The 13,606-nt window shown below is 63.5% G+C and carries 14 protein-coding genes and 1 pseudogene; 10 read left to right on the top strand and 5 right to left on the bottom strand.

Annotated features, from left to right (window positions below; genetic code table 11):
• Window positions 1-7: 7 nt before the first annotated feature.
• The 4 genes from ACVWW6_RS20025 to ACVWW6_RS20010 form a co-directional block, all read right to left on the bottom strand.
• Complete coding sequence (locus ACVWW6_RS20025; protein ID WP_011088944.1) at window positions 8-217, bottom strand: hypothetical protein; 210 nt, start codon at window positions 215-217, stop codon at window positions 8-10.
• 259 nt (window positions 218-476) lie between these two features.
• Complete coding sequence (locus ACVWW6_RS20020; protein ID WP_456681306.1) at window positions 477-1,382, bottom strand: hypothetical protein; 906 nt, start codon at window positions 1,380-1,382, stop codon at window positions 477-479.
• 25 nt (window positions 1,383-1,407) lie between these two features.
• Window positions 1,408-1,488 carry a pyrroloquinoline quinone precursor peptide PqqA gene (pqqA, locus tag ACVWW6_RS20015; RefSeq protein ID WP_008562446.1) on the bottom strand — a complete coding sequence of 27 codons (81 nt, stop codon included), beginning with the start codon at window positions 1,486-1,488 and terminating at the stop codon, window positions 1,408-1,410.
• Window positions 1,489-1,659: 171 nt separating this feature from the next.
• A complete protein-coding gene (locus tag ACVWW6_RS20010; protein ID WP_271552127.1) occupies window positions 1,660-2,052 on the bottom strand; it encodes an EF-hand domain-containing protein in 393 nt (130 codons plus the stop codon).
• Between the two features lie 341 nt (window positions 2,053-2,393).
• Here ACVWW6_RS20010 and ACVWW6_RS20005 point away from each other — a divergent pair, with 341 nt between their 5' ends.
• The 6 genes and pseudogenes from ACVWW6_RS20005 to ACVWW6_RS19980 all read left to right on the top strand — a co-directional run bounded on the left by ACVWW6_RS20005 (window position 2,394) and on the right by ACVWW6_RS19980 (window position 7,286).
• Entirely contained in the window at window positions 2,394-4,058 is a 1,665-nt protein-coding gene (locus tag ACVWW6_RS20005) for a methanol/ethanol family PQQ-dependent dehydrogenase (RefSeq protein WP_110116828.1), read from the top strand.
• 10 nt (window positions 4,059-4,068) lie between these two features.
• Window positions 4,069-4,425 carry a c-type cytochrome gene (locus tag ACVWW6_RS20000; protein WP_060908403.1) on the top strand — a complete coding sequence of 119 codons (357 nt, stop codon included), beginning with the start codon at window positions 4,069-4,071 and terminating at the stop codon, window positions 4,423-4,425.
• Entirely contained in the window at window positions 4,422-5,345 is a 924-nt protein-coding gene (locus ACVWW6_RS19995; protein ID WP_456681305.1) for a substrate-binding periplasmic protein, read from the top strand. The genes ACVWW6_RS20000 and ACVWW6_RS19995 overlap by 4 nt, the downstream gene beginning before the upstream one ends.
• Before the next feature lie 180 nt (window positions 5,346-5,525).
• Entirely contained in the window at window positions 5,526-5,684 is a 159-nt protein-coding gene (locus tag ACVWW6_RS19990) for a hypothetical protein (protein WP_246740558.1), read from the top strand.
• Between the two features lie 34 nt (window positions 5,685-5,718).
• Window positions 5,719-6,719: pseudogene (locus ACVWW6_RS19985) on the top strand (Bug family tripartite tricarboxylate transporter substrate binding protein).
• Window positions 6,720-6,860: 141 nt separating this feature from the next.
• Window positions 6,861-7,286 (top strand): hypothetical protein, encoded by a 426-nt coding sequence (locus ACVWW6_RS19980; RefSeq protein WP_028174359.1) that lies wholly within the window; start codon window positions 6,861-6,863, stop codon window positions 7,284-7,286.
• 38 nt (window positions 7,287-7,324) lie between these two features.
• Here the strand turns inward: ACVWW6_RS19980 and ACVWW6_RS19975 are convergent, their stop codons facing one another.
• The gene (locus tag ACVWW6_RS19975) at window positions 7,325-8,293 is read right to left on the bottom strand and encodes a helix-turn-helix domain-containing protein (RefSeq protein ID WP_028174358.1); all 969 of its coding nucleotides are present in this window, start codon (window positions 8,291-8,293) and stop codon (window positions 7,325-7,327) included.
• A 515-nt stretch (window positions 8,294-8,808) separates the two neighbouring features.
• Here ACVWW6_RS19975 and xoxF5 point away from each other — a divergent pair.
• From xoxF5 to gfa, 4 genes are all read left to right on the top strand, one after another.
• Window positions 8,809-10,617 carry a lanthanide-dependent methanol dehydrogenase XoxF5 gene (xoxF5, locus tag ACVWW6_RS19970; protein WP_011088953.1) on the top strand — a complete coding sequence of 603 codons (1,809 nt, stop codon included), beginning with the start codon at window positions 8,809-8,811 and terminating at the stop codon, window positions 10,615-10,617.
• A gap of 81 nt (window positions 10,618-10,698) precedes the next feature.
• Complete coding sequence (locus ACVWW6_RS19965) at window positions 10,699-11,220, top strand: c-type cytochrome, methanol metabolism-related (protein WP_249162777.1); 522 nt, start codon at window positions 10,699-10,701, stop codon at window positions 11,218-11,220.
• Window positions 11,221-11,277: 57 nt separating this feature from the next.
• Window positions 11,278-12,387, top strand: coding sequence for an S-(hydroxymethyl)glutathione dehydrogenase/class III alcohol dehydrogenase (locus tag ACVWW6_RS19960; RefSeq protein WP_011088955.1), 1,110 nt, complete (start codon window positions 11,278-11,280; stop codon window positions 12,385-12,387).
• Window positions 12,388-12,419: 32 nt separating this feature from the next.
• Entirely contained in the window at window positions 12,420-12,983 is a 564-nt protein-coding gene (gene gfa, locus ACVWW6_RS19955; RefSeq protein WP_011088956.1) for an S-(hydroxymethyl)glutathione synthase, read from the top strand.
• Window positions 12,984-13,606 lie beyond the last annotated feature (623 nt).

Here is a 13,606-nt window from a genome sequence, read left to right as displayed (position 1 = left end):
GGCCGCGTCACGCCTTGTCGTTCGCGTGCGGATATTCGCAGCGCCACCGTACCGCCTGCCACTTCGGATGGTCGCCAACCCATTGCGCGATATAGGGTGGCGCCGCCATCGCGCATTGCCGCGGCGACCCCGCATAGTTGAACACCAGATGCTGTTCCTCGCAGGTCGCAGGCGACAGCACCGCACACACAGTCACCACCAGGTCGATCGGGTTCATGCCGGAATCCTCACGCAAGGGCGATCAAGGTTTAGCATGAAAGGCTACGTTCCGAGGAGCCGGAAGTTTCAATCCGCCGTGAGGGTTGGCCGGAACAGCCGATCTCTCTGCTGCGCGAGGTCCTAACATGCGAGGCTAGAACTTGAGCCCTTGACGCTTCCACATCGTCATGGCCGGGCTTGTCCCGGCCATCCACGCCTTGCTCCGCGGTACAGAGAACGTGGATGCCCGGGACAAGCTCGGGCATGACGACCCTGCATTAGAAATTAACGCCGAACACCAGCCGCGCCTGATGGCGCTCGAAATTGACGAGGTCGAGATTGGCGCCCGATCCGGCCGGGCGGCCCCAGGCCTGCATGCTCCAGCTCAGGGTGAGGCGCGAGCGCTCGGAGAGCTGGAAATAGGCGGTCGGGCCGACGAACAGGGCCTCGCCCGAGAATTCGCCGAGGCCGATGCCCTCGTATTGCCGGAAGTAGCGCAGCTCGCCGCCGAGCAACATGTTGGGCCGCACCCGCACGAGGCCGGCGAAGGCCGCGCCGATCGTGGAGCTTTTCTCCGACAGCCCCGCCACATCGAAGCGCGCCCATTCCGGCTGATAGATCAGGTTGAGGGCGCCGATGGCAAAGTTCGGGATCAGCTCGCGATCGAAGGCGAGCGTGAACTCGGTGCCGTACATCCGCCCCTTGGCGCCGCTGGTCTCGTCGATGCGATCGCCGTGGAGCTCGGCGGCAACGGTCAGGCCAAACGGCGCGCGCTCGCGGTCGAGCAGGCGATAGCGCAGGTCGAGCGAGGCGCCCTGGAAATTGAATTGACGGCGATCGTCGATATCGGGGACGCCGGTGATGTCGTGCAGGCTGGCGGTGGCGCCGAGCTCGATGCGGAAGTTCGGGAGCGGCACCACCTCGATCTCGACCTCCTGCGCGAGGGCGCGATAGGTGCCGCCGCCCTTGCCGAACCGCCCCGTGGTCTGGCTCTGGAATTCGCGCTCGCCGGGATTTCCGACATCGGTCCCGATCATGAAGCCGAAGATGTGCTCGGTATCAAAGCCCTCCTCGGCGTGCACGCAGGTCGGTGCAAGCGCGAATGTGCAGGCAGCCATGATCCAGAAGGTTTGAGCTCTCGCGCGCATCCCCAACACTACCACGGCTTCGACGGCGTTTGCCATCGAAGCCGCGGCAGGTTCGTCAGTCTTACTTGCGCGAAGCGCAGGCGTACATGTTGATTTCCATGCCGACCGGCACTTCCACGATCTTCGGAGCTTTCCAAGCCATCCGGGGTCTCCCAAGGTATTGAGCGCGACATCGCGCGAGGCAAAACCTAGGGCTGCGTCAGGCACAGCGCAAGTCTGGAATCGGAGCGCAAACACAGCGAACTGTCGCATATCGCTTGCGAATTTCCCTCTCGGGCAAACCGTCTTCGCTCCCAGTCAAGCGCGGCTGCTTTCACCGCAACAAGCGCAGCAGCGCGCGGCCGGCGCGCGAGTTCAGCTCCTTCGCATCGAGCGTTCCGTCCTTGTCGGGATTCGCCGCGTTGAAGCGCTGCTCCACCACAGCAAGATATTCGTCGAGCGTGAGAGTCCCGTCGTGGTCGGGGTCGGCGGCCGCGAGCTCTTTCGCGGTCAGCCGTCCGCGCAATTCGCGCGCGTCCAGCGTCCCGTCGTGGTCGGGATCGAGCTTCGCGAACAGCGCCGTAGCCGCCTTCTTCACCTCGGCAAGGTCGAGCGTGCCGTCATTGTCGGTATCAAACATCTTGACGGCATTGCCGGAGGCCGACCAGGCCGGACCGGACAGCAATGCAACCGTGAGCGCAAGCGCAACAGAGCGGCGTGACATCATGAAAACCTCCCTCACCAAGAGCTCCGATTCGAGCCGGATCGAAACGACATAAGTCCACAAGCGAGGCCCGGTTCAAGTCTGGAATTGCAAGTATCGCGCCGCACAACTCGCGGAACCGGTCGGCCCGCGCGCGGCGGCCCCGCGCTGGCATTTCCTCATGCCGTGGAATTTTTTCAGCGCCTGCGCACAAGTGAGAGTCGGTCGTCAGGTTTCCGTAAGGTAACTGACATCTGCGTCCAACATATCGGCATGACGCTTACGACTTTCGTATTGACGCGTTTTGCATTCGGGCGGAGTGTTGCTGTCGCAGCGTCAAAAGGCGCGCATATTTGGAGGAACGGATGAAACGCTTTGCGATGGCCGCGAGCCTCGTCATGCTTGCATCAACGTATGCAAACGCCCAGACCACCGAGCAACTGGTCAAGGGTGCGACCGATACATCGAACGTTCTCAACTACGGGATGGGCTACAATCTCCAGCGCTTCTCGACCCTGAACCAGATCAACAAGGACACGGTGAAAAACCTCGTCCCGGTCTGGAACTACTCCTTCAATGACGATCGCAGCGAGGAATCGCAGCCACTGGTGTACCAGGGCGTGATCTACGTGACCTCGCACAACGCGACCATGGCGGTCGACGCCAAGACCGGCAAGCAGATCTGGAAATCCAAGATCGAGTATCCCGCCGAGACGCCGCGCATCGTCTGCTGCGGCATCATCAACCGCGGCGCCGCGCTCTACGACGGCAAGGTGTTCCGTACCACCCTCGACGCCAACGTGATCGCGCTCGACGCCAAGGACGGCAAGGAGCTGTGGCGGCAGAAGGCGGCCGACATCAAGGAAGGCTATTCGATGACGGTGGCCCCGCTGGTCGCCGACGGCGTCGTCATCACCGGCATCTCCGGCGCCGAGTTCGGCACCCGCGGCTTCATCGACGGCTGGGATCCGGCGACGGGCAAGCATCTCTGGCGCACCCATTCGATCCCCTCTCCCGACGAGCCCGGTGGCGACACCTGGAAGGGCGACACCTGGAAGCTCGGCGGCGGCTCGACCTGGATCACCGGCTCCTACGATCCCGAGCTGAACACGGTCTATTGGGGCATCGGCAATCCCGGCCCGTTCAACTCGGCGGTGCGCCCCGGCGACAACCTCTACACCTGCTCCGTGCTGGCGATGGATCCCAAGACCGGCAAGATCAAGTGGCACTACCAGTTCTCGCCGAACAATCCGTTCGACTATGACAGCGTGGCCGAGATGGTCCTCGCCGACATGAACGTCGAGGGCAAGCCGACCAAGGTGCTGATGGATGCCAACCGCAACGGCTTCTTCTACGTGCTCGACCGCACCAACGGAAAGCTGCTCGCGGCCAATCCCTACGTGAAGGTGAACTGGGCGACCGGCGTCGACATGAAGACGGGCCGCCCGATCGAGACCGACGTTTCGAAGGACGCCCGCGAGGGCAAGAAGGTGACTGTCTATCCGTCGATCCTCGGCGGCAAGAACTGGGAGCCGATGTCGTTCAATCCGCAAACCGGATTGGCCTACGCCAACACGCTCGCCTTCGGCGGCAAGTACAAGGCCGAACCAGTCACCTTCAAGCAGGGCGAATGGTATCTCGGCATGGACCTCACCGATCCCTGGGAATTCGGGGACGGCGCGCGCGGCCATCTGAAGGCGATCGATCCGATGACCGGCAAGGCGAAGTGGGAGGCGCCCGCCGACATCCCGCGCTTCTCCGGCGTGCTGTCGACCGCGGGCGGCGTCGTGTTCACGGGCGCGCTGACCGGCGAGTTCGAGGCCTTCGATGCCGACACCGGCAAGAAGCTCTGGCAGTTCCAGACCGGCTCCGGCATCGAGGGACAACCGGTGACGTGGCAGCAGGATGGCGTGCAGTACATCGCTGTCACCAGCGGCTACGGCGGCGTCTACTCGCTGTTCTCCGGCGACGAGCGGCTCGCCAAGGTGCCGCCCGGCGGCTCGCTGTGGGTCTTTGCGGTCAAGCAATAGCCCCGGCAAGATGCTGAGAGAAGTGGCTTACAAGACGGCGGCGAAGATCGCCGCCGTCGCGGTGCTGACGGTCGCGCTTGCGGCGACCGCTCGTGCCGCGGATGACGCAACCGGCAATCCCGTGCAGGCGCAGATCGACCATGGCAAGTCGACCTATGCCGAGAAATGCTCGCACTGCCACGGCCCCAATCTGATGAACTCCGGCACCATCACGCCGGACCTCCGCACCTTCCCCGACGACAGGACGCGCTTCGTCACCACCGTGAAGAACGGCAAGAACAACAAGATGCCGCCCTGGGCGGACATCCTCAGCGACGACCAGATCGGGGAGCTCTGGGTCTTCATCTCGAGCCGGAGAAAGCCATGAGGCGCTGGCTCGCCGCCTGGAGCCTCGCCGCGGTCCTCGCGGCCAATGCTGCGCATGCGGCCGATGGTCCGTTGAGCGTCTGTCTCGACGAGGACCGGCCGCCGCTCTCGGTGCATCACAAGGGCAAGGCGGATTCCGGCTTCGATGTGCTGCTGGCGCAGGCGATCGCGGAGCGGATCGGACGACCGCTGAAGATCCAGTGGTTCGAGAGCAGGCTGGATGAGGATTCCAGCCCGCAGCTCGAGGCCAACGCGCTGCTCTCCGACGGACGCTGCTCGCTGGTCGGCGGCTATGCGCTGACGACGGATTCCCTCGTCAAGCCCGGCATGAAGACGGCGCGCCTGCCGGATTTCACCGGTGCCACGCGCGAGGACCGGCGGCGCCGCGTCGCGCTCGGCGAGCTCACCCCGAGCCAGCCTTACGTCTACTCGCCGATGACGGTGGTGCTCGGGCCGAAGGCGAAGGGGCGCAAGATCGCCGACATCGGCGATCTTGCCGGGCTCCGCCTCGCCATCGAGAGCGGCTCGCTCGGCGATGCGATCCTGATGACCTTCGACAAGGGACGCCTGATCGACGGCATCACGCATCTCGTTCCCGGCCGCGACGATCTCCTCGGCGCGCTCGCCAGCGGCGACTATGATGCGACACTGATCGACCTCGGCCGCTTCGATGCCCACCGCGCCGCGCATCCGGATACGGCGATCACCGCGTCCGGCTACTATTATCCGATCGGCGCCAATCGTGGTTATGTCGGGCTTGCCAGTGACCCTGCCCTGATCGACACCGTCAACAAGGCACTGACCGAGCTCGCAGCTGAAGGCAAGATCGCCGAATTCGGCAGGCAGGCCGGCCTCACCTATTTGCCGCCGCGCGAGCCCGCGATCCTCGGCGATGTCTGGATGAAGATCATTCAGCGGTGATTCTGTTCGTCATTCCGGGGCGCCCGCAGGGCGAGCCCGGAATCCATTTCTCCGCAGAGCATGCGGCCCAATCGATTCCGGGCCTGCGTGCCACGCACGCATCCCGGAATGACGGCGGGTGTGGCTGGCAGCGTCTCACTTCGTATAATGCGGCGGTTCATTCGGCCATTTGGTGAAGTCGTGAGCGCCTCCGCCACAGACCTGCGCGCCACCCTCTCCCGGGAAATCAAGACCGGCGAGCTGCTGCGCGCGCTGATCGTCGTCGGTCCGAACAAGCAGCGCCATACCTTCCAATGCGCCAATCTGTCTCGCCTGCCGACCATGGCAGAGACGGCGTGATGCAGTAGCTTCGGTAAAAATCCGGGAGAGAATCATGTCCGCAAAACTCGATCGCCGCCACTTCGTCGCCGCCGGCACCACCGCACTCGCGATGCCCTTCCTCGCGCGCAGCGCCTCGGCACAAGGCACATCTCAAGGCACCTGGCCGTCGCGGCAGATTCGCATGATTTGCAGCTACCCGGCCGGCGGACAGACCGACCTGCTCGCGCGCGCCTACGGCGAATTCATCTCCAAGCAGGTCGGCAAGACCGTCGTGATCGAGAACAAGCCCGGCGCCGCCGGCGCGATCGGCACGGCCGAGGTTGCCCGCGCGGAGCCCGACGGCCACACCATCCTGTGCTCGATCTCGACCACCTACATCATGAACCGGGTGGTGATGAAGAATCCCGGCTACGACATGGACAAGGACCTGACACTCGTCAGCGTCATTCCGGGCGCCGGCCTTTTGCTGGTCGCGAACCCCAAGACCGGCGTCAAGACGCTGGAAGATTTCGTCGCGTTCGCGCGCAAGAGCGGCAAGGTGAACTTCGGCACCTACAGCGCGGGCTCGTCCCCGCACATGACGATCAACGAGCTCAACAAGCAATACGGCCTCAACATCGGCCGGTCCATTACCGCGGCGAAGCCCCGATGTGGACCGGAATGCTGGAAGGCACGCTCGATGCCGCGATGGGCAGTTACACGGCCGCGCAATCGGTCCTGCAAAGCGACCGCGGCACCGTGTTCGCGGTGCATTCGAAGAAGGTCGACGCGATTCCGGCCATCAAGACCCTCCCCGAACAGGGCGCCACGTCGAAATTCTTCACCGTCAGCGGGTTCACCGGCTGGGCGGTGCCGAAGGCAACGCCGCAGCCGGTGGTCGACCGGCTGGCCGAGCTCTGCGTCGCCGCCAACAGCGATCCGAAGGTGAAGGAGGTGCTCGCGACCTTCGTGCTCGAACCCGCGATCGGCTTCAAGGAGACCAATGCGCTGTATCAGCGCGAGCTGCCGATCTGGATCGAGAGCGCGCGGTCGTTGGGCCTCGAGCCGGCTTGAACCTTTGGGCATGGCGCATCGGACACGCTTCCGCGGTGCGGCACGGCATCCGACCAAAGCCTAGGTCGATGTCGGCGACGGCCCCCACTATCATAGGTGGTGCCGGAGAACCTCGGGGTCCGAACGAGAAAGGCCGATCGCATGACGCCAGATGCCATCGCCATAGCCGCCATGATCATCCTGCTCTTTCCGATGGGCTATTTCACGCTGGCCTCGCCCGCCTTCCTGCTGGTGAAGCTCGACATCCGGCCCGTCGCCCTGCTGCTGCGTGGAATGTTCAATGCCCATTTCCTGGTCATGGGCGTTGCCGGAATCATCGGGACGGCGGCTTTCCTCCTCGCCGGACGGCTGCTCTTCGCCGCGGCGGTCGGCCTGCTTGCAGCTGTGGCGATTGGCGGGCGCCGCTGGTTCATGCAGCGGATGGACGACCAGCTCAGCGCGAGTGATGCGGGCGACACCGAGGCTCCGCGTCGGCTGCGCCGGCTGCACTGGAGCGGGATGCTGTGCAACGCGGTCCTGCTTGCCGCTCTGCTGGCCAGCATTCCCTACATTGCGACGACGGCATGAGCGCATTGGCCGCTCGCCGGGAGCTCCCCGGCGTGCGCCTAATGCTCGTTCGCGGCCGCGGCGCTCTGCTGCCCCTTGTGGATCGAGGACGGCACCACGCCGAAATATTTCCGGAATACGCGGCTGAAATGCGATGAGCTGGAAAAGCCCCAGGAGAATGCCACGTCGGTGATGGTCTTGCCGGCGTGGGCCTCGAGCTCCTGACGGCAGTTCTGAAGCCGCGCCTGCCAGATGTAATCGCTCACCGTGGTGCCGCGCTCGGAGAACAGCATGTGCAGATAGCGCTTGGAGCAGCCGAGCTCGGCAGAGATCTGGTCGATGCACAGATCCGGATCGCGCAGGTGCTCGCGGATGAAGAACTGCGCGCGCACATACATCGCCTCGGGTCCGACCCGATCGAACATCGTGTCGGCTTCGCGCAGCGGCAGCAGCAAAAGGTCGATCAGCGAATCGGCGACGCCGACCGCGCTGTTCGCCGACAGCTTGGCCGCCTCGTCGAAGGTCGCGTGGACGAAATCGTGGGCGATCCGTCCCGTGCCCGTCTTCGCCGACAATTTGCAGGCCGGCATCCGCTGCGACGGGAAGCCGCGGTCGCGCAGCAGCGCCTTCGGCACGATCACCACGTCGTGACGCGTGAAGGCGGGGCTGATGATCGAATGCGGGCAGGATACGTCATAGGCGATGATGTCGCCGGGATTGATTTCGATGTGACGGCCTTCCTGCTCGAAATAGGACACGCCGTAGGTCTGGAAGTGGATTTTTATGTACGGGTGTTCGTTGGCCTTGGCGCGCGCCAGCGTGTGCGCGATGCGATGCTGGCTGACCTCGATCTGACACAGCTTCAGGCGCGAGACGGTGGTGTAGTCGATGCGGCCCTCGAGCGAGGACGCCTCCAGCGGGTCGACGTCGAAATGCCCACACAGACTGGTCAGCCCGTCGATCCAGCTCTGGATCTGGCGCTTCGGCGTCATTCCCGTCGTCGAGAGCGTGTGAATGGTGTCGGACATTAATCCAGCCACTGGTTTGATTCGGAAATTTCGACGCGAATCGCGACCAGCGCTTCCGGAGCCCTCAGCCGAGATTGCGTGACGTTTACCTCGAATTTGAGCGGTCTTCTGCAACGAGCGCCATCGTTTCATTGCCACCCTTGAAGGTTAATCCTCCGCCTTAGTTGCAGCGCCGTCAAGGGGAACCTGAGCGCAGAGCGCGGTCCCGAAGCGACGCGGAAGCCGCTGAATTCGCTACTGCAAAATCAAAATCTTCGCGTCCGTGCGCTGTCAAGCAAACCAGCTTCCCTCTTGGGCAAGTTTCCCGATGACGAAGTCGTTAGGGATTGCGGCAGGAACAACAAGAACGGGCCGCTCCTGCACGTGGACCCGTGGCTCTCATCAGGAGGAGGAAACACCGCACCATCGTTTCTGGTCCCAATCGTGACCGCCCTGCACGAGCAGACGCCGGACGAGAAGCCCGGTGATTGAGCAACGCTTCGGAAACAATAAACGATACCAACGGAGGAATAACTATGCGCAAGGTGCTACTGGCGACCTATCTTGGCTCCGCGGCGGCTCTCGCCGTCGGCAGCGCTTCAGCCAATGACGAGCTGATCAAGATGTCGCAGAACCCGAAGGACTGGGTGATGCCGGCGGGCGACTATGCCAATACCCGCTATTCCAAGCTGAACCAGATCAACGCACAAAACGTGGGCAAGCTCCAGGTCGCCTGGACCTTCTCGACCGGCGTGCTGCGCGGCCATGAAGGTGGCCCGCTGATCATTGGCAACATGATGTACGTCCATACGCCGTTCCCGAACAAGGTCTACGCTATTGACCTTTCCAACGAGAACAAGATCGTCTGGAAGTACGAGCCGAAGCAGGACCCGAACGTCATCCCGGTGATGTGCTGCGATACGGTCAACCGCGGCCTGTCCTATGGCGACGGCAAGATCATCCTGCATCAGGCCGACACCAACCTCGTCGCGCTCGACGCCAAGACGGGCCAGGTGGCCTGGTCGGCCACGAACGGCGATCCGAGCAAGGGCCAGACCGGCACCTCGGCGGCGCTGGTCGTCAAGGACAAGGTCCTGGTCGGCATCTCCGGCGGCGAATTCGGCGTGCAGTGCCACGTCACCGCTTACGATCTCAAGAGCGGCAAGCAGGTCTGGCGCGCCTTCTCCGAAGGTCCGGACGACCAGATCAAAGTCGATCCGGCCAAGACGACGTCGCTCGGCAAGCCCGTCGGCGCCGACTCCTCGCTGAAGACCTGGCAGGGCGACCAATGGAAGATCGGCGGCGGCTGCACGTGGGGCTGGATGTCCTACGATCCCGCTCTGAACCTCGTCTATTACGGGTCGGGCAATCCTTCGACCTGGAATCCGAAGCAGCGTCCGGGCGACAACAAGTGGTCGATGACCATCTTCGCACGCGACGCGGACACCGGCATGGCCAAATGGGTCTACCAGATGACGCCCCACGACGAGTGGGACTATGACGGCGTCAACGAGATGATCCTCTCGGATCAGCAGATCAACGGCCAGGCGCGCAAGCTCCTGACGCATTTCGACCGCAACGGCCTTGGCTACACCATGGACCGTGAAAGCGGCGAACTGCTGGTTGCCGAAAAGTACGATCCGAAGGTGAACTGGACCTCCGGCGTCGACATGGACAAGAACTCGCCGACCTATGGCCGTCCGAAGGTGCTCGACGCAGCTTCGACCGACAAGGCGGGCGAGGACCACAACGTGAAGGGCATCTGCCCGGCCGCGCTCGGCACCAAGGACGAGCAGCCGGCAGCCTACTCGCCGGACACGCAGCTGTTCTACGTTCCGACCAACCACGTCTGCATGGACTACGAGCCGTTCAAGGTGAGCTACACCGCGGGCCAGCCCTATGTGGGTGCGACGCTCTCGATGTATCCGCCGCAGGGTGAAAGCCACATGGGCAACTTCATCGCCTGGGACGGCAAGACCGGCAAGATCGTCTGGTCGAACAAGGAGCAGTTCTCGGTCTGGTCGGGTGCGCTCGCAACCGCCGGCGGCGTGGTGTTCTACGGCACGCTCGAAGGCTACCTGAAGGCGGTCGACGCCAAGTCCGGCAAGGAGCTCTACAAGTTCAAGACTCCGTCCGGCATCATCGGCAACGTCACGACCTATGAGAACGGCGGCAAGCAGTACGTCGCAGTGCTCTCGGGCGTCGGCGGATGGGCCGGCATCGGTCTCGCCGCAGGCCTGACCGATCCGACCGCCGGTCTCGGCGCAGTCGGTGGCTACGCGGCCCTCAGCAACTACACGGCACTCGGCGGTACGCTGACCGTGTTCTCGCTGCCGGCGAACTAGCCCTACCTTCGTGTCGCTCCGGCGCGTGGATCAACTCCACGCGCCGGCTCGTCTCCACCGAACGCCTTCGAGGATAATCTCTTGCGTAAAATCTGCTTTGTCATTGCTGCGATCATCTTCGTGACTTCGGGGGGAATAGCCGTTGCGGACGGTCCGGGCGACCCGACCGCCGTCAAGAAGGAAGACGACGGAAAGTGGCTCGATAAGGAAGGAAACCCGACCTACAAGATTTCGGCCGACGGCACCGTGGACTGGTTCACCTATTCCGGATATCGCCGCTATCACTCCGACTGCCACGTCTGCCATGGCCCCGACGGCATGGGATCCACCTACGCACCGGCGTTGAAGGATTCGGTCAAGACCATGAGCTATGGCGACTTCCTCGGCGTCGTCGCCTCCGGTCGCAAGAACATCTCGACCGCGCAGGAGAACGTCATGCCAGCCTTCGGCGACAACCCCAACGTCGCCTGCTACATGGACGATCTCTACGTCTATCTGCGCGCCCGCTCCAACGAGGCGTGGGGCCGGCAGCGTCCCTCCAAGAAGGAGGAGAAGAACGAGACCTACACCAAGGCGGAAGACGCCTGCATGGGCAAGAAATGAACGTTACCAGGACCGATACCAGCTCTTGGCGTCCTGCGAGAATTTGAGGAGTTTACGATGAAGACACGTGCCGCCGTTGCTTTCGAAGCCAAGAAACCACTCGAGATCGTCGAAGTCGATCTGGAAGGACCGAAGGCCGGCGAAGTCCTGGTCGAGATCAAGGCGACGGGCATCTGCCATACCGACGCCTACACGCTCGACGGCTTCGACAGCGAAGGAATCTTCCCGTCGATCCTCGGCCATGAGGGCGCCGGAATCATCCGCGAGATCGGCCCCGGCGTGACCTCGGTCAAGCCGGGCGACCACGTCATCCCGCTGTACACGCCGGAATGCCGGCAGTGCAAAAGCTGCCTGAGCCAGAAGACCAATCTCTGCACCGCGATCCGCGCGACGCAGGGCAAGGGCGTGATGCCCGACGGCACCAGCCGCTTCTCCTACAAGGGCAAGCCGATCTACCACTACATGGGCTGCTCGACCTTCTCGAACTTCACCGTGCTGCCCGAGATCGCCGTCGCCAAGATCCGCGAAGACGCGCCGTTCGACAAGAGCTGCTACATCGGTTGCGGCGTCACCACCGGCGTCGGCGCGGTCGTCAACACTGCCAAGGTCGAGCCGGGCGCCAACGTGGTCGTGTTCGGCCTCGGCGGCATCGGACTGAATGTGATCCAGGGCGCCAAGATGGCCGGCGCCGACAAGATCATCGGCGTCGACGTCAATGATTCCAAGGAAGATTGGGGCCGCCGGTTCGGCATGACCCACTTCGTCAACCCGAAGAAGATCACCGGCGACATCGTTCCGCATCTCGTCAACCTCACCGACGGCGGCGCCGACTACACCTTCGACTGCACCGGCAACACCACCGTGATGCGCCAGGCGCTGGAAGCCTGCCATCGCGGCTGGGGCACCTCGATCATCATCGGCGTCGCCGAAGCCGGCAAGGAGATCGCCACCCGCCCGTTCCAGCTCGTCACCGGCCGCAATTGGCGCGGCACGGCTTTCGGCGGCGCGCGCGGCCGCACCGACGTGCCGAAGATCGTCGACTGGTACATGAACGGAAAGATCCAGATCGATCCGATGATCACCCACGTGCTCAAGCTCGAAGAGATCAACAAGGGCTTTGACCTCATGCATGAGGGCAAATCCATCCGTTCCGTCGTCGTCTACTAGCTCACTGCCATCACCCCAAGGAGGATCGTCCCATGACTATTGCACTCCACCCATCGATCGACAACGGCCTCAAACAGGGCAGCGGCAGCTTCGCCGGCGGCACGCTCGCCTGCAAATGCAAGGACCATCAGGTCAAGGTCGGCATCAAGGGCGACGTCGCCCACAACCACGCCTGTGGCTGCACCAAGTGCTGGAAGCCGCAGGGCGCGACATTCTCCGTCGTCGCGGTGGTGCCGCGCCAGAACGTCACCGTGCTCGAGAACGGCGACAAGCTCGAGATCGTCGATGCCTCCGCGGTGATCCAGCGCCACGCCTGCAAGGCCTGCGGCACGCACATGTACGGCCGCATCGAGAACAAGAACCATCCGTTCTACGGCCTCGACTTCATCCATCCCGAACTGTTCCAGGAGCAGGGCTCGCAGGCGCCGCAATTCGCCGCCTTCGTCTCCTCGGTGATCGAATCCGGCGTGAAGCCGGAGCAGATGGCCGGCATCCGTTCGCGGCTGAAGGAAATCGGGCTCGAGCCTTATGACTGCTTGTCGCCGGCGCTGATGGACGCGATCGCGACCCACGTGGCGAAAGCCAAAGCAGCCTGACGAAGGCGACCTGAACGAGGCGGCCCGAGCAGGGCCGCCGGACCCACGCCACGTCCGCTCGCTGGTTCAGACCAGCACCAGCGAGCCGGACGGAGGTGGCTTCCCAAGATCGCGACGAGGCCGCCGCTTCTGCACTCTGCGTCTACGAGGGCCACGCTCCCTCAGTCCTGGTCTCTGAATGACTGCGCAGCGCCGCCCGCTTTCCGATTGAAGTCGGCGGCACCTGCGTTTCTCCCTCCCTCGACTGAGGCATCCTGCTTCGTCCGTACAGTCTTTCTGGCGGACGAAGCTTTTTTGCTGCGGCCTGCTTTGCAATTGCGCAATGCGCGCGGCGCGATGCCGCGCCCTGCTTTTGACAAATCACAGATGCAACCTCTTCACGCCGAGAACAACCGGCTGTGAATGCCGGACCGGCGCGATCCCTGCTACGATCGCGCCGTGACGATGCCGCGCGAAGTTCAATCAAATAAGAACAAAACGGGAGGTATCGAACACATCCAGACATCGCCATTGGCGTTCCTGCCTCCCTCCGGGATTTGCCCGCGCGGGATGACGGCGGAACGCGGCAACGACGCACGAACCGCCGCCGGCGCATGCCGGCGCATTTAATTCATGCTTATGAA

Source organism: Bradyrhizobium sp. USDA 3311 (assembly GCF_054062495.1).
This window is presented reverse-complemented; position numbering and strand designations above follow the sequence as displayed.

What these genes read in the sequence shown, in the direction of transcription:
- ACVWW6_RS20025 (WP_011088944.1), bottom strand. Translation starts at nt 217, where the DNA reads ATGAACCCGATCGACCTGGTGGTGACTGTGTGTGCGGTGCTGTCGCCT.
- ACVWW6_RS20020 (WP_456681306.1), bottom strand. Translation starts at nt 1,382, where the DNA reads ATGGCAAACGCCGTCGAAGCCGTGGTAGTGTTGGGGATGCGCGCGAGA.
- pqqA (WP_008562446.1), bottom strand. Translation starts at nt 1,488, where the DNA reads ATGGCTTGGAAAGCTCCGAAGATCGTGGAAGTGCCGGTCGGCATGGAA.
- ACVWW6_RS20010 (WP_271552127.1), bottom strand. Translation starts at nt 2,052, where the DNA reads ATGATGTCACGCCGCTCTGTTGCGCTTGCGCTCACGGTTGCATTGCTG.
- ACVWW6_RS20005 (WP_110116828.1), top strand. Translation starts at nt 2,394, where the DNA reads ATGAAACGCTTTGCGATGGCCGCGAGCCTCGTCATGCTTGCATCAACG.
- ACVWW6_RS20000 (WP_060908403.1), top strand. Translation starts at nt 4,069, where the DNA reads ATGCTGAGAGAAGTGGCTTACAAGACGGCGGCGAAGATCGCCGCCGTC.
- ACVWW6_RS19995 (WP_456681305.1), top strand. Translation starts at nt 4,422, where the DNA reads ATGAGGCGCTGGCTCGCCGCCTGGAGCCTCGCCGCGGTCCTCGCGGCC.
- ACVWW6_RS19980 (WP_028174359.1), top strand. Translation starts at nt 6,861, where the DNA reads ATGACGCCAGATGCCATCGCCATAGCCGCCATGATCATCCTGCTCTTT.
- ACVWW6_RS19975 (WP_028174358.1), bottom strand. Translation starts at nt 8,293, where the DNA reads ATGTCCGACACCATTCACACGCTCTCGACGACGGGAATGACGCCGAAG.
- xoxF5 (WP_011088953.1), top strand. Translation starts at nt 8,809, where the DNA reads ATGCGCAAGGTGCTACTGGCGACCTATCTTGGCTCCGCGGCGGCTCTC.
- ACVWW6_RS19960 (WP_011088955.1), top strand. Translation starts at nt 11,278, where the DNA reads ATGAAGACACGTGCCGCCGTTGCTTTCGAAGCCAAGAAACCACTCGAG.
- gfa (WP_011088956.1), top strand. Translation starts at nt 12,420, where the DNA reads ATGACTATTGCACTCCACCCATCGATCGACAACGGCCTCAAACAGGGC.